This is a genomic window from Virgifigura deserti (assembly GCA_003576685.1).
Lineage (GTDB): Bacteria > Pseudomonadota > Alphaproteobacteria > Dongiales > Dongiaceae > Virgifigura > Virgifigura deserti.
Genome location: QOZR01000004.1, coordinates 1 through 18,767, shown reverse-complemented (window position 1 = coordinate 18,767; position 18,767 = coordinate 1). Strand labels below are relative to the sequence as shown.

General features: G+C 63.4%; 13 protein-coding genes and 1 pseudogene. 1 reads left to right on the top strand and 13 read right to left on the bottom strand.

Going from position 1 to position 18,767, the window contains the following annotated elements:
* The 9 genes and pseudogenes from DT069_RS07795 to DT069_RS07755 form a co-directional block, all read right to left on the bottom strand.
* Positions 1-180, bottom strand: a pseudogene (locus DT069_RS07795) (transposase); the annotation flags it as partial.
* A gap of 152 nt (positions 181-332) precedes the next feature.
* A complete protein-coding gene (locus DT069_RS07790) occupies positions 333-1,349 on the bottom strand; it encodes a CobW family GTP-binding protein (RefSeq protein WP_119459747.1) in 1,017 nt (338 codons plus the stop codon).
* Positions 1,330-2,751: an amidohydrolase gene (locus tag DT069_RS07785; protein WP_119459746.1), complete on the bottom strand. Its 1,422-nt coding sequence runs from the start codon at positions 2,749-2,751 to the stop codon at positions 1,330-1,332. The genes DT069_RS07790 and DT069_RS07785 overlap by 20 nt, the downstream gene beginning before the upstream one ends.
* Positions 2,751-4,115 carry a YjiH family protein gene (locus DT069_RS07780; RefSeq protein WP_119459745.1) on the bottom strand — a complete coding sequence of 455 codons (1,365 nt, stop codon included), beginning with the start codon at positions 4,113-4,115 and terminating at the stop codon, positions 2,751-2,753. Before DT069_RS07780 ends, DT069_RS07785 begins: the two co-directional genes overlap by 1 nt.
* Before the next feature lie 114 nt (positions 4,116-4,229).
* Positions 4,230-5,144 carry a LysR family transcriptional regulator gene (locus DT069_RS07775; RefSeq protein WP_162913048.1) on the bottom strand — a complete coding sequence of 305 codons (915 nt, stop codon included), beginning with the start codon at positions 5,142-5,144 and terminating at the stop codon, positions 4,230-4,232.
* 882 nt (positions 5,145-6,026) lie between these two features.
* The gene (locus DT069_RS07770) at positions 6,027-6,401 is read right to left on the bottom strand and encodes a VOC family protein (protein ID WP_119459743.1); all 375 of its coding nucleotides are present in this window, start codon (positions 6,399-6,401) and stop codon (positions 6,027-6,029) included.
* A gap of 348 nt (positions 6,402-6,749) precedes the next feature.
* Positions 6,750-7,859 (bottom strand): TRAP transporter substrate-binding protein, encoded by a 1,110-nt coding sequence (locus DT069_RS07765; RefSeq protein ID WP_119459742.1) that lies wholly within the window; start codon positions 7,857-7,859, stop codon positions 6,750-6,752.
* A gap of 185 nt (positions 7,860-8,044) precedes the next feature.
* The gene (gene mscL, locus DT069_RS07760) at positions 8,045-8,467 is read right to left on the bottom strand and encodes a large conductance mechanosensitive channel protein MscL (RefSeq protein WP_119459741.1); all 423 of its coding nucleotides are present in this window, start codon (positions 8,465-8,467) and stop codon (positions 8,045-8,047) included.
* Positions 8,468-8,617: 150 nt separating this feature from the next.
* Positions 8,618-9,901: a DUF5996 family protein gene (locus tag DT069_RS07755; RefSeq protein WP_119459740.1), complete on the bottom strand. Its 1,284-nt coding sequence runs from the start codon at positions 9,899-9,901 to the stop codon at positions 8,618-8,620.
* A 169-nt stretch (positions 9,902-10,070) separates the two neighbouring features.
* On the opposite strand from DT069_RS07755, the gene DT069_RS07750 reads away from it, so the two are divergent.
* On the top strand, positions 10,071-11,444 hold the full coding sequence (locus tag DT069_RS07750) for an FAD-dependent oxidoreductase (RefSeq protein ID WP_119459739.1): 1,374 nt from the start codon (positions 10,071-10,073) through the stop codon (positions 11,442-11,444).
* A 35-nt stretch (positions 11,445-11,479) separates the two neighbouring features.
* Here the strand turns inward: DT069_RS07750 and DT069_RS07745 are convergent, their stop codons facing one another.
* From DT069_RS07745 to DT069_RS07730, 4 genes are all read right to left on the bottom strand, one after another.
* Complete coding sequence (locus DT069_RS07745; protein WP_119459738.1) at positions 11,480-12,184, bottom strand: SOS response-associated peptidase; 705 nt, start codon at positions 12,182-12,184, stop codon at positions 11,480-11,482.
* A 551-nt stretch (positions 12,185-12,735) separates the two neighbouring features.
* Complete coding sequence (locus tag DT069_RS07740) at positions 12,736-13,566, bottom strand: alpha/beta fold hydrolase (RefSeq protein WP_119459737.1); 831 nt, start codon at positions 13,564-13,566, stop codon at positions 12,736-12,738.
* Between the two features lie 243 nt (positions 13,567-13,809).
* A complete protein-coding gene (locus tag DT069_RS07735; protein ID WP_119459736.1) occupies positions 13,810-17,307 on the bottom strand; it encodes a DEAD/DEAH box helicase in 3,498 nt (1,165 codons plus the stop codon).
* The gene (locus tag DT069_RS07730; protein WP_425450092.1) at positions 17,291-18,214 is read right to left on the bottom strand and encodes a Hachiman antiphage defense system protein HamA; all 924 of its coding nucleotides are present in this window, start codon (positions 18,212-18,214) and stop codon (positions 17,291-17,293) included. The genes DT069_RS07735 and DT069_RS07730 overlap by 17 nt, the downstream gene beginning before the upstream one ends.
* Positions 18,215-18,767 lie beyond the last annotated feature (553 nt).

Below are 18,767 nucleotides of genomic sequence, written 5' to 3'. Positions count from 1 at the left end.
TTAGGCTGTCGAGTCATAAGCGCGCAACCAGAGGCGCAATGAAGTGAGTTTGACCATGGCGAGGAAGTTTTCGGCGAGCTTGCCGTAGCGGGTGGCGATGCGGCGGAAGTGTTTGAGCTTGCCGAAGAAGCGCTCGATCTGGTTACGCTCGCGGTAGAAGGTCTTCGAGAAGCAGGGCCGCGCGGCTCATGCCGCACACCTGAATCAGATCACTACTGCTTTGGGAATCCCGTTTATGAGTTCACGTCCTAGCTTAAAATGTGGAATCTGAAGGCGGACGAGATTTGGCTCTCTGGCCATCGGACCTTCCGACCCGAATACCCGATGAATATCTATGAAAGGCTTGCCAGCTGCTCTAGCGATTCTTCGGCGGCGTCGCGGTCCCCGCGGCCGACGATCGCAACGACCGTTCCGCATTCGGGTGGCGGCGGTCGGAAAAAGCGGCGCGGTGGTTGCCAGAGATGTTGAACGCTCTCGATGACAAGAATGCCGCCGCCCGTGTCGCGCAAGAGCCCCTTGAGCCGCAAGATCCGATCGCCGAGTGTCTCCGCCGTCGTCGCGATCCAAGCTCCGAGAACGTTCTGCGCCACCGGTCGGTCGATGCGCCGGCTGATGGCGACATGATCGCGCGCATGATCGTCCGCGATGCCTTCTCCGGCGGAGATTGAGTGAGGCAGCGGCGATCCGGCGACCCCTGTCTTGAGCAATTCGATTGTGCGGCCTGGCTCCGCCGCCGATTCTGCGGGGCGACCGGCTGCTGCGGCGATCCGGGTCAGCCGCAAGGCGCGTTTTTCTTGCGGCATCAGGTCGAGCTTGCTCACGAACACACGGTCCGCCACCGCGACCTGGCGCCGGGCGAGCGCATGGCGGTCCAAGGTCGACGGACCGAGTATGCCGTCGACAAGCGCCCAAAGAGAGCTGAGCCGGTAACGCGACAGGCGCAGCGGGTCTGCCATGAAACTCTGGAGGATTGGAAGCGGATCGGCAAGGCCGCTCGTCTCAACGATCACTCGGCGGTAGGGCGGGAGCTCGCGCCGTTCGCGGCGATCGAGGAGGCTGCGCAGCGCGCGCGCGAGGTCGCCGCGGGTGGCGCAGCAAAGGCAGCCCCCACCGAGCAGAATGGTGTCTTCGTCGGCCGCTTCGACCAGGCGGTGGTCGAGACCGACCTCGCCGAATTCATTAACGATGATCGCCGTGTCTACGAGCGCCGGATGGGCGATAAGGCGGCGGATGAGGGTCGTCTTGCCGCTGCCGAGAAAGCCGGTCAGCACCGTCACGGGAATGGCCGGCTCGCGCCTGAGGTCGAGTGTCGCCGGATCCGGGAGGGCGCTATTCGTCCCAGCTTGCATTCCAGAAGCTCTCGGGGTTCTCGGTCATCGTGCGCCAAGCACCGATGTTCGGCGGGTCGAGCTTCAGGCCGCGCGTACGCTTTGCGAGTTCCGCCTTGGCCGCATCTAGATGCTCCGGGCACCGCACAAGCTCGACAGCAGCAAGGGCCAGCGCTTCGGACGCCATCAGCGGCCCCGGATAGCTACCGTCGAACCCTGCAAGCGCCGTCAGCGCCCAGTTGTGCAGCGGCACCGTTTCCGGAAAGGCCCAGTTGACGCGGCCGAGCGGGATGCGCCAGCTGACCTCGCCGTCGTCCTGTCCGTAGGGGTCATGGCCTTCGGTATAGAGACCAAGTCTGTCGTCAAGGGTGAAGGGCGCACCCGGCCGGCACGCCTCCGACAGTTGCCGCATCCATGTCTTTCCTTCGTCTGTCCATTTCGGCGGACCCACGGACTCGAGGCTGCTGTAGAGCACCTGCGCAAGGGTGTCGTTCGGCAAGTATCCGCGCGTGCTGGCGATGAATTGATGACGGAAGGCCACGTCGGTCATCCGGGCCGCCTGTTCAGCCACGCCGATGACGAAGTCATAGATCTCGCGCGCCCGCGCATAGTCGACATGGCGGGTCGTGATCCACAGGCGCGACTGGTCAGGGGTCACGTTGGGAATGTGGCCGCCGACGCGAAGAACATGCTCGACCGATGTGTCCGGGAAGTGATGAGCGCGCAGGCGCTCAAAGGACTGCACAGCCAGTTCTGCCGCATCGAGCGCGTTTTTCCGACGGACGCCGCCGCCATGGCCGGACTCGCCGGAGAAGACGATCTCGCCGCCGACGACCGACTGGCAGGGCCGCGATATGGCACCGTTCTGGTAGTCGCCGTGTGAGGTCAGGATTCCGTCGAGGCCGTCGAAGGCGCCCTGCTTCAGGAGTGCGATCTTGCCCCAGACAATCTCCTCGGAGGGGCAGCCGATCACGATAATCTCACCCGCGATGCCGAGTTGCTCCAGCGCGGCGGCGGCGGCAATGGCGGCGCCGGCGTTGGCCGGACCGATCTGATTGTGGCCGCAGGCGTGTCCCGCTCGGCGGCCCCGCCGCTTACGGTAGGGCACCGCGTCGTTGTCAGTACCGGGAAGGGCATCGTACTCGGCGAGCAGGGCGATCCGTGGCCCCTGGCCATTTCCCTTGCGCGCGAAAAAGGCGGTCGGCAGGCCGTATGCCCTGCGCTCGACCGAAAATCCCCGTCCGGCGAGCCAGTCCGAGAGCAGCCGCGCCGCGGCGATCTCCATATTCGGCAACTCCGGCTCTTGCCAGAGCAGGCCGAAATGCCGCTCGATCTCGGGGCGAATGTCCGCCCATCGATCGCGGACGATCGCGATCACATCGCGGTCGGTTCTCTCGACCGCTTTTTTTGAGCGGCTGGTCATCACAGCAGGATCCTGGCAAGCAGAACCGCCATCGGCAAGGCGATCAGCGTTCGAATGAGAAAGATCATGACGAGATCGAGGAAATTGACCGGAATCGGCGACTTGAGCAACAGCGCGCCGACCTCGGTCATGAAGATGATCTGGACGAGCGCCACCGTGCCGATCACGAATTTGGTTTCGATGGACTCGATGCCGGCTCCGAGAATGAACGGAAGGAACACATCGGCGAAGCCGACCACGAGGGTCGGCGCGGCGTCCGCCGCCTCGGCTACACCGAACAGGTTCAGCAGGTGGATGAAGGGATAGGAGATCCACTGAAAGAAGGGCGTGTACTCGGCGACGATCGTGGCCGCGACGCCGAGGGTCATGACGATCGGCATCAGGGCGAACCAGATATCGGCCGTGATTTTGGCGCCGGTCACCAGAAAATGTTCTTCCCGCGGGATGCTCGCTCGTGCCACGGCGATCCGGATCGCGGCCGTTCCCGTCGAGATTCCGGCGGGGAAGTTTTCCGGAACGCCCTGGCGCGGTGCGTCGGGCCAATAGGTATCGGGTTTGAGGCTGATCGGCGGGATGCGCGGCATGATGATGGCCAGCAGAGCGCCGATGATGATCATCCCGAGCAAGAGCTGCGGCAGGATTTCAGGCGCCTTCAGGAATTCGGCGAAGAGCACGACGATGGGAACCGAGACGACGGAAAAGCCGGTCGCGATCGAGATCGCCTCGCGCGCCGTGTAGAAGCCCTGGCGGTACTGGAGGTCTGTGATCACGACGCCGATGGTGCCGCTGCCGATCCAGGAAGCGGTACAGTCGACCGCAGCCCGTCCCGGCACTCGAAAGATGGGTCGCATGATCTTGCGGACCAGCGTGCCGATGAGCTCCATGAAGCCGTAATCCGTTAGGAGGGGGAGCAGCATGCCGGCCCAGAAGAAGAAGGGGATGAGATTGGTCATGAGATCACCCAGCATCAGCCCGCCGGTGTACTTCGACCAGATCATCTCAGGGCCCACTTGCCAGTAGGTCATGGCCGCCAGCACGACCGCGCCGAAGCGCAGGAGCACGACCGGCCAGCCAACGGCGAACAACTTGGCCGGGAACCCCGAAAACAGATCCGGTTTCAGCGCGCCCGCCGCACTCGCGGCAGCTGAGATCGCCAGCACTACGAGAACGATCGGCACCAGCACCGAATCCAGGAGGGCTTTCGTGCTGCCGACGATGATCGAGAGCAGGAGCGTGATGCCGTCGTCTTGCGGAATCGGTACGAGGAAGAAGAGCATTCCGATTGCGGACGGAACAAGGAAGCGGGCAAGCCCGTGCCCGTCGACTGAGTTCTGTGCGGCTTTGCCGAGATCAAAAACGGACATGCGGCTCCCCTTGGATGGCTCTGCGCGTTTTCGCGCACCCCAAATGGCCTACGATCTTGCGGGTGCAGGCGCAGGCGTAAAGGCGGAAACGCCCAATGCGTCGCATTAATCCGATCAATGCTTTTCGCTGGTTGCGCGCAGGCTTGAGAGCAGGAGGTCGCGGGCGCGGTAAGGCGGAGCGCTGGGATTGCTCACCACATACATTGGAATGGACGGATCGCGCCAATCCGGCGTCAGACACCACAGCCGTCCGTTGGCGAGATCGTCTTCGACCGTTCCAACCGGGAGGAAGCCCAGCCCGATGCCGAGGCGGACAAGCCGGCGCATCTCGTCGATATGATCTGCGGTCGCCACCACCACCTGGCCGAGGCCGTGTCGCAATCGAAAGCGCATGACCTCTTCGGGTTCGCCCGGCGCCTTGAGGGCGAAGCCTTGCGTGGCGAGTTCGCGAAGGTTCACCGACGTGCGGCCGTAGAATGGATGATCGGGCCCGCAATAGACCCGCTGAGTTTCCTTGAACAGGAGATCGTGTGAAAGGCTGGCGTGCTGGAAGCGTACCGGTCCGATGCCGACGTCGAGCTCGCCGCGCAGGAGGAGGTCGGGGAGATCCTCCCAAGACCCTATGGAGGTCGCGATCTCCACACACGGAAAACGAGCATGGAAATGGTGCAGGGCTTCATCGAGGGCCGGGGTGCTGAGGCTGCTGATGAGGCGGACGCGCACGCGCCCCCGGAGTTCAGCGTCGCTCGCCGCTACGCGCTGGGGAAGGAGAGTGACGAGCTTTGCCACGCGGTCACAGAGTTCCGCGACGGCCTCGCCCTCGGCGGTCAGCGTGAAGCCGCCAGGGCCCCTTTGGCAAAGACGCGCACCGAGGTGGCTTTCCAAGCGCTGCAGGGCCAGCGAGACGGACGGCTGCTGACGCGACAAACTCCGCGCAGCGTGGGACACGCCGCCGACCTCAACGATCTCGTGGAAGACTTTGATGAGGTTCCAGTCGAGGTTTCGCCGGAAACGCTGCTCGGCCGACATCGGTCCCCCCTGATCATCAATTCGGCTAATGATCATCGCCTGGGGGTCCACTCGGCCGCAAGCCCTGCCGGTCGGAGAACCGCAAGGGGCTGGGCAACGACTATCACTCCAGCAGCAGGCCTCCGGGCCTTGGCGGGCGAGGTGGTCGGGCGAGCTCGGCGAGCGGATGTGGCCTTTTTGATGCCGACTCGGCGCTCTTCTTGATGAATTCGCTAAAGGCGCCCTCTCCACCTATTGACTGAAAAGGCAGTAGGTGGAGAGGGCTAGAAACCTGCGCGCACGCAGCTCCCACACATTAGGATAACGGCCCGGTTTCAAACCGAAAGGGTTCTATTAATGTGTTGCACGATGATCGCGGAGCGTCCGCAATAGGCCTGAATGACGACGTCTGAGCGGAGCGTTGGTGAGGTCGCAGAAGTGCCAGGAGCGGGCGCTCGTCGGTTCCTCCGGAAAGCGGTCGCTCGGCCGTCGTCCATCTTCGTCGCATCCACGCCCGCCGGCGGTTCACCGAGCGAAAGGTTAGGCCGCATTCTCGTCACGGTGCACGATGTGACGGAAGTCACGCTCCAGTAGGTGAAGAAGTTCTCTACCACCCACAGCAACTGACCGCATTCGACCGGCTCGGCGAGTTCCTCTGCCGTCTCGCGAACCACAGCCGAAGACCCGAGTTCTCCCCCACTCGACGCGCCCGCCAGGGAATGACCAGAAGGCGTCACCTTCCAGCTGGCGCAAGAAGACTTGGTTCCCGTTCAGAACGATCACCGCTGCCCGCAGATTGAACGTCCGGGAATCTGCAGAAGGAGATCATGCGGCCTAACGTTTGAGATGAGGGGCGCCGCAAGTGGGCGAAGCGCGCTTGTGGACGTTCGCTCGATGGAAGGGTTAGGCCTCGGGTTCGTGGCAAACCACTTCGATGTTGTGCCCGTCCGGACCAATAACGAAAGCTGCATAGTAGTTCGCGTGGTAGTGCGGGCGTAGACCAGGCGCACCATTGTCTTTGCCACCCGCCTCCAGAGCCGCGCGATAGAAAGCTTCGACTTGCTGGCGATTCTCGGCCGTGAACGCCAAGTGAAGATGCGCCGGCTTCTCCTCGGTTTGGAACATGCACAATGAAGACTTACCCTTTGGGCTAAGCTCGACACCGTACGTCGGCGGACCCTCCGAGGCAACAGCTACGCCAAGCGGTTGGAGTGCCTTGAGGAAGAACGCTTTGCTCGCTGCATAGTCGCTGACCCCGAATTTGACGTGGTCAAACATGAGTTCTCCTGAAGTGTGTGGGCCTGCGCGAGGCCTAACGTGTTTTGCAGGCATGGGCAAGCGGATGTGCCTAGAACTAGCCGGGCGCCGGAAGCGAAAGTCCGGTCCTCGCCAGCGTGACTGTCTGCTATGGGTCACGCGTGACCAGCTGAGTGCGCTTGCCACGGCTCGGCTTTCATACCGAAAGCAGCAGTGACCCAGAGGCAAAGCGCCGCAGCGCCACCGCGGCGGACTGAAATGCCCAAGCCCAGGATGCGCCGTTCACACGGGCTCAAATGTGCAACACGCGAATAGAACCCCTTGGTTTCAAACCCGCCCCCGGTGCCGGAAAATTACTGGCCCCCAGTGCTATTGCCCCTGCGCCTTCGCCTGCTGGCTGAAGACGAAGCTGTCGTTCGGATATTCCGCGACCCGGAACCAGAGATAGGCGTCGTTGCGGAAGGCGTTCCAGGGCTCGTAGATCTTCCGCCAGTTCTCGTTTCTGGCGGCGAGGTCGGCATAGAGCTTCTGCGCCTCCTCATAGGCCGCCTCCATGATGTCGCGCGGATAGGGGCGGAGCTGCGCCCCGTTGGCGACGAGCCGGCGCAGCGCCGCCGGGTTCTCCGCGTCATAGCGCGCGATCATATAGGTGTCGGCCTGGGCCGCCGCGGCGCGGATCACCGCCTGATAGGATTTCGGCAGCGCGTTCCACTTGTCGAGATTGGCGAAGAGATGCAGCGCCGGCCCGGCCTCCCACCAGCCGGGGTAATAGTAATATTGCGCGACCTGCTGGAAGCCGAGCTTCTCGTCGTCATAGGGGCCGACCCATTCGGCCGCGTCGATCGTGCCCTTCTCCAGCGCAGGGTACACGTCGGCGCCGGCAAGCTGCTGCGGCACCACGCCGATGCCCTGCACCACCTGGCCGGCGATCCCGGCGATCCGCATCTTCAGGCCCTCGAAGTCCTCGACGGACTTGATCTCCTTGCGGAACCAGCCGCCCATCTGCGCGCCGGTATTGCCGCAGGGAAAGGCGAGGACGTTGTACTGGCTGTAGAACGCGTTGAGCAGGTCCATGCCGCCGCCCTGGTTCATCCAGGCCGTCTGCTGGCGGGCATTGAGGCCGAAGGGGATCGCCGTGCCGATCGCGAAGGCCGGGTCCTTGCCGACATAGTAATAGCTGCAGGTATGCGCCAGCTCGACCGTCGCGTCCGAGGCGGCGTCGAGCGCCTGCAACCCGGGAACCAGCTCGCCGGCGGCGAAGAGCTGGATCTGGAACTGGCCATCCGTCATCTCGCCCACGGCCTTGGCGAACACCTCCGACGCGCCGAAGATCGTGTCGAGCGACTTCGGGAAGCTCGAGGTGAGGCGCCATTTGATGGCGGGCGAAGACTGGGCGATGGCCGGCGCGGCCAAGGTGGAGGCGGCGGTTGTGGCGGCCAGCCCCGTGCCCGCCGCCGTCAGAAACTTTCTTCTATCCATGGTTCGATTCCCTCCCGAACGCGGGCCGCGCGGACGGCCGGCGCGCCACGCAGCAGATCCTCCCTTGTTCCGGTCACAAGGCCGACGGTCCGGGCGCATTATAACGGCAACGCTCGCGAGACATAGCCCGCAGCTCCCCAATCTCCCTCTCTCCGCAAGCGGGGAGAAGGGCCGCCACCCAGCCCTTACGCCGGACGCTGCTTGAGCAGATCGCGGATCTCCATCAGCACCTGCTCTTCGCGTGTCGGCGCCGGCGGCTCGGCGGGCTTCTGGGCCTCCTGCCGGCGGACGCGGTTGACCGCCTTGACGATCAGGAATACGGCCGCCGCCACGATGAGGAAGTTGATGAGGGCGTTGACGAAGGCACCATAGGCGATCACCGCCGCGCCGGCCTCCTTCGCCGCCGCCAGGCTCGGATAGTCGCCGCCGGACAGGTTTATGAAGTAATCAGAGAAATCGAGGCCGCCCATGATATAGCCGATCGGGGGCATGATTACGTCGCTCACCAGGCTGTTGACGATGGCGGTGAAGGCCGCGCCGATGATGATGCCGACCGCCAGGTCGATGACGTTCCCGCGGCTGATGAACTCCTTGAACTCCTGCCACATTGCCCGCGTCTCCTTCCAGCGCGGCGCCGGCGCCGCCCGGAGCCTGCGCGCCGACCAAAGCGCCCCATCCTCTCTTACTCGGAAAACGCGCAGAGTTCCACTTGCTCTCCACGGACTGCCGGCGGGCGCGCGGCCATGTTCGCGATCCGGTCAGGTGCCGCCGCCGCTCAGAACGTCCTTCCACTCGGGATGGCGGTCCATCTGGGCCTTGGCGAAGGGGCAGAGCGGCAGGATCTTCTTGCCCGCGGCGCGGGCATCTTCGACCGCCTGCCGGACGAGCGATTCGCCGATCCGGCGTCCCCGCAGCGCATCCGGCACTTCGGTGTGGTCGATGATGATCAGATGCTCGCCGGCTAGGCTGTAGGTCATGACCGCCTCATGGCCGTCAACGCTCAGCCTGTAGCGCCCCTTCGTGGAGCCTTCCTCGCGATCCGCCTCCCGGTCCAGCGGAGCGGGCGCCGCGCCGCCATCGGGCCGGACCGCCGGGGAGGGCGCCTTGCCGGCGTGGACGGCTCTCGGCCGGCGCGGAACGCCCGGCTCGCATTCCAGCGCCTGCCGGTCCCAGCCGCCGAGATCGGCTGCGGCGGCGTAGCTGCTTGTGAGGAACCGGAGCAGGGCGGCTTCGGGATCCGCCGCCGTGCGCACCGCATCGTAGGGCAGGATGAATTCGCCGAGGCCGGCGCTCCAGAATGCCGCCTCGGGCTCGATCGCGGCTGCCGCATAGCCGGGCGGCGTCGGATAGGCATAGGCGTAGAAGGCGGGGTAGTCGATCCCGCCGCCACCCGGCCAGAAGCCGGCCGAGGCGACCTCGTGATCATAGGCCTCCTGCGTCACCGCGTCCGGCAGTGCCGGAATGCCGCCGGGATGGAGCGGGGCCGGGCGTCCGGAAAAGCGCGTCACGGCGAGGTCGAAGCTGCCCCAGAAGAGATGCACCGGGCTGCTCTTTCCGAGGAAGGAGGTGCGGAACTGCTTGAAGACCCGGTCCACGGCGACCGTCGCGTGGAAGAAGCGCGTGACCGCCTCGGCGTCATAGCGCCGTTCCCGGTCGTCCTCGGCGAAAGGCACCGGATCGGGAACCTCGTTCGGCGATCCGTGGAAGGAGGGCGTCCCGCCGAGTTCCTCGATCATCGCGATGAACTCCGCATGGAACGCCGCGACGGACATCGGCCGGAGCGCGACTGCGGCCGAGCGTCCGCGCGTATTGCGGCCGACGACCCGATGATCGATGAGGTCGAATTCGATCTCGATGCCCGGGCCGTCCGGCACGAGCGACGACGTCCAGCCTCTTGCGCCGACATAGAAGGTCGCGTGCCACGAATGATTGAGCCAGGGCGTATGGGCGAGGCGGTACTTTCCCGCGATCTGCAGGTAAAGCTGCAGCGCGGCGCAGGTCTCGCGCCACTGGCGATAGTCGATCTCCGGCCAGTCGTTCATCTGAACCTCCGAACCTCTTTGCGTTGTCGCCTGCTGATAAAGTGTCGGGCCTGCCGCCGATTGTCGATGCCGGCGCGGGGGCCGCCCACCTGAATCCGATGGCCGGTTCCTACACCCCAGGGCTATGCGCTAGTCTCTCCGACCGATCCGCCCACCCTGCGAGAGAACCATGCCCGAATCCCCGTCCCACATCACCGAGCCCGCGCGCCAAATCGAGGTGATCCGCCGCACCGAGATCCTCGTCGTCGGCTCCGGCCCCGGCGGGCTGGCGGCGGCGCTGGCCGCGGCACGGACAGGGGCCGAGGTGACGCTGGTCGAGCGCTTCGGCTGCTTCGGCGGCAACATCACCGCCGTCGGCGTCGAGGGCCTGGCCTGGTACCGGCACGAAGCGACGGTCGAGGCGAACGGCATCGGCCGCGAGTTCGAGGAGCGCGCGAAGGCGATGGGCGCGGCGGTGCCCGAAAGCCAGTCGCTGAGCTATGAGCTCGACAGCGAGGGGTTCAAGCTCGTCGCCGACCGGCTGGTCGAGGAGGCGGGCATCCGCCCGATGCTGCACCGCCAGTTCGTCGCGCCCATCATGGAGGGCGACCGCATCACCGGCATCGTCACCGAATCCAAGGCCGGGCGCGAGGCGATCCTCGCCCGCCTCGTGATCGACGCCACCGGCGACGCCGACGTCGCCCATCGCGCCGGCGCGCCCACCCGAAAGACCCCGCCGGAGGAGATGCAGGCGGCCAGCGTGATGTTCCACCTGGCCGGCGTGGACAAGTCCGCCTTCATGGCCGCGGTGAAGGCGGACCCTCAGACCTACAAGGACTGGTCCACCGGCGAATGGACCGTCGAGACCGCGGGCAAGGAGGACGACATGTACTCGCCCTTCCTCAAGAAGCCGTTCCAGAAGGCGATCGAGGAGGGGCTGATCCCCGCGCATCTCAGCACCATCGCCGGCACCTGGGGCGCGGTGCACGACACGGGCGAGCTCACCTACATGAACCTCGTCCATCTCGCCGGGGTGGACGGAACCGATCCCGACAGCCTGACCCAGGGCGAGATCGAGGGACGCAAGCAGGCGATGCTGGCCGTCGAGGCCCTGCGCCGCTTCATGCCGGGCTGCGCCGGCGTGCGGCTGCGCAACTTCGGCATGACCATCGGCATCCGCGACACGCGCAAGATCGACGCCGCCTACAACATGACCGAGGCGGACGTGCGCAACGAGGCGCGGTTCGACGACTCGATCGGCATCTATCCCGAGTTCATCGACGGCTACGGCGTCCTGATCCTCCCCACCACGGGGCGCTACATGCACATCCCCTATCGCGCGATGCTGCCGCGCCGCGTGAAGGGCCTGCTGGTCGCCGGCCGGGCCATCGGCGGCGACCGCATCGCCCACGCCGCCACCCGCAACATGGCCTGCTGCGCCGTGGCTGGGCAGGGCGCCGGCGTGGCCGCGGCCCTGGCGCTCCGCTCCGGCCGCGATCCGGACGCGGTCGACATCGCCGCGGTCCAGGCCGAGCTGCGGCGCCAGGGGGTGCGGATCGGCTGAGGGTTTTTCCCGCCTCTCGCGACGGACGAAGCGGATCAGGCCGGATTGACCGGGTCGAGCCGGTCCCACAGGTCGGCCTGCTCGTTGCGGACATTGTTGACCCGCGTCGAGACCGGCCATGCCTGCATCTCGTCCGCGGGATAAAGTTTCAGCAACGCCTTTAAAGTGTCCGGCTTGGCCGGCGTCTCGCCGAGCCAGAGGGAGTGCGCCGTCGGATGGAGGATCACCGGCATCCGGTTATGAAGTGGGGCCAGGAATTCGTTGGCTTCCGTCGTGACGATGGTGAACGTACGGATCCATTCGCCCGAGTCCGGATCCTGCCAGTTCTCCCACAGCCCGGCGAAGCTCATGGGCTCGCCGCTCTTGAGGGCGATCGCATAGGGCTGTTTCTTCGTGCCTTCCTTCTTCCACTCGTAGAAGCCGCCGGCCGGCACGAGGCAGCGCCGCTTGGCGAAGGCCGAGCGGAAGGACGGCTTCGTGTCGATCCCCTCGGCGCGGGCGTTGATCAGCTTGTTGCCGATCGACATGTCCTTGGCCCAGTGCGGGACAAGGCCCCAGCGCAGCATGTCGAGACTGCGCCCGCCGGTCTCCGGGTTGTGGCGCACGACCGGCGCGCTCTGCGTCGGCGCGAGGTTGTAGCGGGGCTCGAGATTGGGCGCGTTCGCGGCCGAGGGTTCGGTGATCCGATAGAGCCGGACGATCTCCCGCCAGGTCAGCGCGTTGGTGTAACGGCCGCACATTCTTTGAGAGTAGATCTCGGAGGAACGAAACTCAACATCGCCTCAAGTTCCCGATGAAGTTGCGGACAGGCTGCTTGCGCCGTCGCGATGACAGCAGGATGATTATTCTTTCATGGTGGACGGTTCGTCTGAGAGATCCCGCGCTTGTTTGACATTCTCCTCACGACCGGTGTGCCGGTCGGCCTGTTGCTCGCCTGGTCTATCCTTACTCACGACATGAGACACTGGCGGGATCGCTACGATCTTACCCCGCTGGGCTGGCGGCACCGACGTGATGACGAGGACGAGGACAAGGATGACATCCAGCCGAGGGAATCATAGCCGCTGGATCTCGCTGCCAGTCGATTCCGCTCGTCGCGATCGGCCCTCAGGCCACCCATCGGCGCCAGTGGCGCAGCACGATCGACCGACGCGGCGCCCGCGCGTCATGCGCAGGATGCTGCCCGGTCCGCCAAGGGACGGATGGCGCGCGAGGACCGAAACAAAGAAGGAGGGATGGAAGTTCCGGCAGGCGCGGCGCGGGACTTCCTTCCCGGCCTCCGATCTCTTCGTCAGCCTTCACCTTCGCGTGATAGAAATTCGTTCAGCCGCTCCAGAACGCGATCCGGGGCTTCCAGCTGAGGCAGGTGGCCGACGCCGGGCAGTGTTTCGAACGATGCCTGCGGGATCAGCGCATGAAGCGCTTTGCCTCGCTCCAGCGGGATCCATGGATCGTCCTCGCCCCAGATGATCTTTACCGGACACCGAATGTCCCCGAACATCGGCTCGACTTCGGCGGTATATTTTTCATCGGCCTGCGCGAATTGCCGGTAGAAGCTTCCGCGCCCTTCCTCGGAAAGCCACGGCTCGACCAGCTTCCGGAAATCTCCGGAATCGATCTCGGTTACGATCGCTCCCTTGATGTAGGCCTCGACGACCGCTCGGTGGATATGGGGCGGCAGGCCCAGAAAGGCATCGACATGGCGACCGACGTGACTGAAGAATTCCGATCCCCATGGACGCGTCGCGACGACATTCATCAGGACATATCGGTCGAAGTCGCAGCCATGCAGCAAATGCGCCCTTAGCGTTGTCGCTCCACCGAAATCGTGAGCGACGACCATAGGTTGCGCGACGTTCCAATGCGCAAGCATCTCGGCGAATATCCTTCCCTGCACATCGAGGGAGGTGCGCTGCTCCGCGCTTTTGTTCGACTGCCCGTATCCAGGCATATCGTACCAGTGGACACGGTAGCGCTTTGCAAGGTCCGGAATGATCCGATGCCATGAGAACGACGACCATGGCCAGCCGTGAGCCAGCACGAGGGCGGGGCCGCTACCGGATCGACCCGATGCCACGGCGCCTGCAGAAGTCTCCACGGTCTCATCGAGCTTCCATGACATCGGAACCCTCCTTGGTTTTCGGTACGGCGCCGCCCATGATCCGGACGCGGTAGACATCGCCGCGGTCCAGGCCGAGCTGCGGCGGCAGGGGGTGCGGATCGGCTGACGGTTTGTCCTGGCCTTAGCGTCTCCGACATGAAGACGAACGGTTTAGGCGCGGCTCTGGTCATCGGCGGGACGGGAATGCTGGCGAAGGTAACGCGCTGGCTGGCTTCTCGCTCGGTGATGACCTTAGGTGTGGGTTCAGTGGAGATACAGATCTTTGGGGCCGAAATACTCCAGCGTAATTTCTTGTGGTCCAGCTCCCGACGTCGCCAACAGCAATCCGCGTCGAGCAGGATTGACGGGCACCTTTAGCATCCCGATCTGCCGATAATCTGCGGTCAAGACGAGCGAATTACCGGCATCACCATCGGTGATCCTTAGGGCCGTACCGGGCGCCAGCGTCAAGCCATCCGCCCACCTGACATCAGCAATCTGGTTTGACGCGCTCCATACCGTACGCTCTGAGGTATCGAAGCTCTGGACGAAGTCTTCCCACAGCTTGCGGCTTTCAGGCGTTGGCCATGTCTCATCCTTACCAAGCTCGGATACCGTTGTGGACTTCAGCCAGCGCCGCAACTCGCGCGGCGTCGTAAACGCTCCCCCAGTGTCCCTCACCACTTTGATCGCTGAAGATCGCGAAGTGAAACCTGATCTCATGAGCAGTGCAGCCGAGCGGTCGAGAGAACCAGTTTCCACCGCAGCCACGGCGGCTCCCAGTTCAAAGTCCGACATCGTGAAGTCTTCACCGATGGGGTCGTCATGAGCTAAGCCGCGAACACGCACCGCTTCCATTCCCCAGGGCAGCCTATAGACGAGCCCCTGCTCGATGAAGTGGAGTACTTCGTCCTGGTTGCCCGCTGTGAGCGAGACGATGGCCTCGCCGTTCAACCAAGCGGCGAGGATCGCCTTCCAGTTATGAGGGAGATCATCTGGCAGGAACGGCGGGATCTGGAATATGATCTCGGCAAAGGCCGTAATCGCTTCTACCGCTTCCGGGTACTCGTTATTCTGGACTGCGCTATCCGCCTGGACGAGCAGGTTTCCAAGCACCGCCGCATGAGTGTCAAGTTGCTGCCCGCTGTCAAGGCCGACCCCAGCTAAGAAATAACCTCGCCGCTGTGTCGGCGTCGACCTGACCCAGACATAGCGCGCGCGCTCGACAAGGGCTCGCCGCAACACCATGCGCTTAATCTCCTTATGGCGGGCGAGTCGTCGCACGAACAGCGAGGATTCTAGGATGGCGTCAATCTTCCCTTCAATCTCGTCGTCGGCGACCTCTTGCTCTCCGAGCATGCTAAGGATCGCGGTGTCGAGGTTCGTGAGATATTGTTCCCAACTCCTTTTCTCGGCCGCCGCCTCCTTGGTGCCCTCGGTGGGTAGCTTCGGAAAGGTCCAGGCGTTCGCATTGTTAACGACATAGTCGACAAGCTTGTCGGCCGTTTTCGTCCTGAGCTTTTTCTGCATCCGTAGCAGTAGCGTGGCGAGCAGACGCAGCAGGCCACTCTCCATCTCGCGGCCGACATCATTCGCAACGAGCTGATTCCAATGCTCGCGTCGCTTCCTGTGGTCGTCGAACATCGGATAGAGCACGAGCCCTTCGAGATCAACATAGGCTCGGCCGGCGCGGCCGGCGACATTCCTGAACTCGGAACTTTCGATCACTTTTCCTTTCCGGACGAGCCCGTGCACAATGAGAGTAGTGGCCGATAGGTTGAGCCCTTGCGCCAAGGTTGGCGACGAAATGGTGATCTTCAGCACGCCGTCGCGCAGGAGCCGCTCAACTTCCTTGCGATACGGTGTCGGCAAGGCGCCGTGGTGAATGGCGACACCCAGCTTCAAGCATTTTAACAGTGCATGGCCCGGACCGAACCATTCGGCGCCGATCGCCAGCGCTGTGGCGAGCACAGCTTCGTCATGTTCGAGCACCGAACTGAGTGCTCCGCGCTTATGCAAGTCGATAATTGCCTTGGCGAAGGGCTCGACTGATTTTCGCAAGGGGCAGAAAATCAGAACCGATTGGCCATCCTCCACGAGCCGCCAAGCCGTTGCCAGGCAAAGCTCGCGCTGATTTCTCGGAAACGGCGTGGGTCGTCTGCCAACCGGCGGGATGTGCGCGGTCAGGAATTTCCGCACATATGGCTTCTCATCGCCGACCTGAATGTTCAGGCGTGCGTGTGACCCCCGCCATTCGACCTCGCCGAAGCGCAGCCGGGTCGGCCTCCAGTTTTTCTGCAGGAGGCCACCGGGCTTGTCACCAGTGAGCCACGCCACGAAATCTTCGAGTTCGGTTCCATCCGGCAGGATGGCCGAAAGGCAGACGATACGTCGGCTGCTAGCGTCTGCCCGCTTAAGCAGCCGCTGGATCTGAACCTCGTAGCGAATCTCGCGGTCGCCCAGGCCAATCATGTGGCCCTCGTCGAGTACGACGAGACCGACGTCATTGAGGAGGTCCGGCTCATTGCGCAGGGCAAAATCGAGCTTCTCGGGCGTGGCCACGACGATGTCGCAGTCACGCAAGATGTTCTCGTCGACGTCGCTAACGCCGATGCTGCCGTAGAGGCTTGAAACCGTCTTACCTAGCGGCTTGAAAGTGCGCCGCAAACCGACCTCGGTCTGGGCTGACAAGGCGCGCAACGGGGTTACGAACACGGCCCGCCTGCCGGCGGCGAGGCAGGCCAGGATGCATAGTTCCGCAATACGGGTTTTCCCCGCACTGGTCGGCAGAGATACGACCATATTGTCGGCGAGGTTTAGCGCTCTCGTGACTGCATCAAGTTGTGACGGCCAAAGCTCGATCTCGGCACGCGAACGCTGATACAGCGACGCGATAAATAGGTTGCGTAGCCCCGCCCAATCGGACGGCTCCGATCCCGACGGAGAGGACGGAAGACGCCTATGGAAGCTAGAATCCCACAGATCGTCGAGCAGATGGATCGTCAGGCGATGACACCACCATTGCGGCACCAGATTGAACTCGCCACTACCTTCGAGGCCGAGCCTTAGCCTGTCCATCGCAGTTTCGAGCAACTCCCTCTCTCCTCGCTCGAAAGCAAGCATGGTCGTGCCCATCGCGCCCATGAAATTGTCGGCGAGAGCGAGATCGATCGGACTCATCAAATCCTCCGCGGGGGGAGAAGCCTTCTCGTCCTCTTTCGGGAAGAACTGGCCGAGGAGTTCGACCAGGGTATCGTCCGCCCCGCGTCCATGGAGCCGCCAAGTCTTAATCTGGGCGTCTAGCCCGTCGAGATCGCGTAACATGAGGCGCCCGAGGCATTGTTCGGGTGGCGATAGATTGGCATCGGCGAAACCGGCTTGGAGCAGAGAGTAGGCACGGGCCGAGTATCGTCCGAGATGATAGGCCGCCGCCGCCACAAGGCGGTGGAAGTCCCGCGCTTCATCTTTTCGTCCCTTTGCGATCACCGCCTCAATCGCGCCGGCGGCATGCTCAAACGCGATTCGGGCGACCTCCCGATCGCCATTGCCTTCGAGCAGACGAAGGCCGTGGCTGAGGAGGCCGTATCCGTATGAAATCAGGTTATAACTGAGTAAGTTCGAGAAGGGGGGGGCGTCCTCAGGCAGAACTCCATCTCGCCAGATCATCGAGCGCGCTTGTCCCTTCGCGAGGAGCTTGCCGCGAAAGTTCAGCGCTACCGCGTCACGAATGCTTGCTTCAATCGCCTCAATAGTTGCCGCCATTGGCGATCACCTCTTCGTAGACGGCCTTAATGAACGCTTGATGCCCGGTGATCCGGAGGCCGACGGCATGCTGCAGGATCTTTCCTTTGTAGGTATTGAGATTGTTGCGCAGTAGCTTCCGCGGATCGTTGGCCGAGAACGTGAACATGAGGTGGGAAATCTGGCTCGGCTTGATGCCGTCCCTAAGTTGGGCGGCATCGATCAAGTCGGCGAGAGCATGTTCCCCCTTTTCGTGCAGACGGTCGGCCAGAAACGAGAGGGCATGGCCGGAAGGGCGGCCATTGTTGCTCTGCAGCGCCTTGTGTGCCTTCGCCACCGTCGATCCCGATAGCGACATGTTGCTCTTCACCTCGCCCTTGAGGAACTTGACTTTGTCCGAAGGGTCAGGCCGAAGGGCGATGATGTCGTCTCCGCGCATCGCCATCTCGCGATGGTCCTTCCACCGCAAACGGTTGATGCCGGTCGTATAGCCGGTGAACTCGGCGACATAGCTGGCGCCCAAAATCTCTCCGAGATCGCCGGATCGGATACTCTTGCTGGTCGGAAGCTTCTGCTCGATGAATTTCGCCGTCTTCTTCTTCCCGAGCTTTCGCATCAGCTGCGCGACGCGCTCCTTCGAGGCATAATGATTAGGTACCACCTTCGCGATTGCCTCAACACCGATGGTGATTTTCGCGGGATCGCCTTCGAGTATGCGGAGCTGATGAGTTTTAACCTTTTCGTCGGTAGCGCTGCACCATGTGTTGATTTTGCACATCCCCATCCCGCCCTTCTTGTCCCTATGATTTCTGCTTACCAAAGTAAGAGTGCGGCGGCAATCAATAGTATTTTCTAGAGTTTCGTGAATAGAGCGGTGTTGGCCTAATAGAATACTTGCTATGAGCTTCAGTGAAGGCCGGCGCTGCATCCATTGCGCTGCGGACAGCCGCTACCGACACACTCGGCCGTTCAAAAGGGCCGAGAGGTTGCCATGCTCAAAGTCCACTTCGGGTCAAGTCATGTACTAGCGTCTGCCAGCACGGTCTGTCCGCTAGTGAGTTGAATCGCGGTAGTAAGGGGAGATGAAGAAGCGGCAAAATTTTCTGGCTGCCGGAGTGCAACGCGCTTGTTGTTGAGCCCAAGGCCAGATCGACAAGACGCAGATCGGCGAGAGATCTGTTCCGGCGGTGCTCCGACAAAAGCAGGGAGCGACGTCCTTGGACAGACCCAGGATAAGGATTCTCGTTGAAGTGATGTACGCATGATGCGTTGATATTTGGCCGTTTATTACGTATAATCTGCTCTGGTTCACCTGCGGGAGCAAACGTCGATGCCCAGCCCAGTGACACCTCCGGTCCCCGCGGCGGAAGCGGCCGCCCTCCGGCTCGCCGCCGAGGCCGGCGCGCTCGACCTCGCCGCTGCGGCCGCCAGTCCGGCGGAGGGGGCGGGCACGCTCGCGACGCTGCTGGCGCACGAGCTCG

What these genes read in the sequence shown, in the direction of transcription:
- DT069_RS07745 (WP_119459738.1), bottom strand. Translation starts at nt 12,184, where the DNA reads ATGTGCGGCCGTTACACCAACGCGCTGACCTGGCGGGAGATCGTCCGG.
- DT069_RS07780 (WP_119459745.1), bottom strand. Translation starts at nt 4,115, where the DNA reads ATGTCCGTTTTTGATCTCGGCAAAGCCGCACAGAACTCAGTCGACGGG.
- DT069_RS07755 (WP_119459740.1), bottom strand. Translation starts at nt 9,901, where the DNA reads ATGAACGACTGGCCGGAGATCGACTATCGCCAGTGGCGCGAGACCTGC.
- DT069_RS07740 (WP_119459737.1), bottom strand. Translation starts at nt 13,566, where the DNA reads ATGTCATGGAAGCTCGATGAGACCGTGGAGACTTCTGCAGGCGCCGTG.
- DT069_RS07790 (WP_119459747.1), bottom strand. Translation starts at nt 1,349, where the DNA reads ATGCAAGCTGGGACGAATAGCGCCCTCCCGGATCCGGCGACACTCGAC.
- DT069_RS07785 (WP_119459746.1), bottom strand. Translation starts at nt 2,751, where the DNA reads ATGACCAGCCGCTCAAAAAAAGCGGTCGAGAGAACCGACCGCGATGTG.
- DT069_RS07765 (WP_119459742.1), bottom strand. Translation starts at nt 7,859, where the DNA reads ATGGATAGAAGAAAGTTTCTGACGGCGGCGGGCACGGGGCTGGCCGCC.
- DT069_RS07775 (WP_162913048.1), bottom strand. Translation starts at nt 5,144, where the DNA reads ATGTCGGCCGAGCAGCGTTTCCGGCGAAACCTCGACTGGAACCTCATC.
- mscL (WP_119459741.1), bottom strand. Translation starts at nt 8,467, where the DNA reads ATGTGGCAGGAGTTCAAGGAGTTCATCAGCCGCGGGAACGTCATCGAC.
- DT069_RS07750 (WP_119459739.1), top strand. Translation starts at nt 10,071, where the DNA reads ATGCCCGAATCCCCGTCCCACATCACCGAGCCCGCGCGCCAAATCGAG.
- DT069_RS07735 (WP_119459736.1), bottom strand. Translation starts at nt 17,307, where the DNA reads ATGGCGGCAACTATTGAGGCGATTGAAGCAAGCATTCGTGACGCGGTA.
- DT069_RS07770 (WP_119459743.1), bottom strand. Translation starts at nt 6,401, where the DNA reads ATGTTTGACCACGTCAAATTCGGGGTCAGCGACTATGCAGCGAGCAAA.
- DT069_RS07730 (WP_425450092.1), bottom strand. Translation starts at nt 18,214, where the DNA reads ATGCAGCGCCGGCCTTCACTGAAGCTCATAGCAAGTATTCTATTAGGC.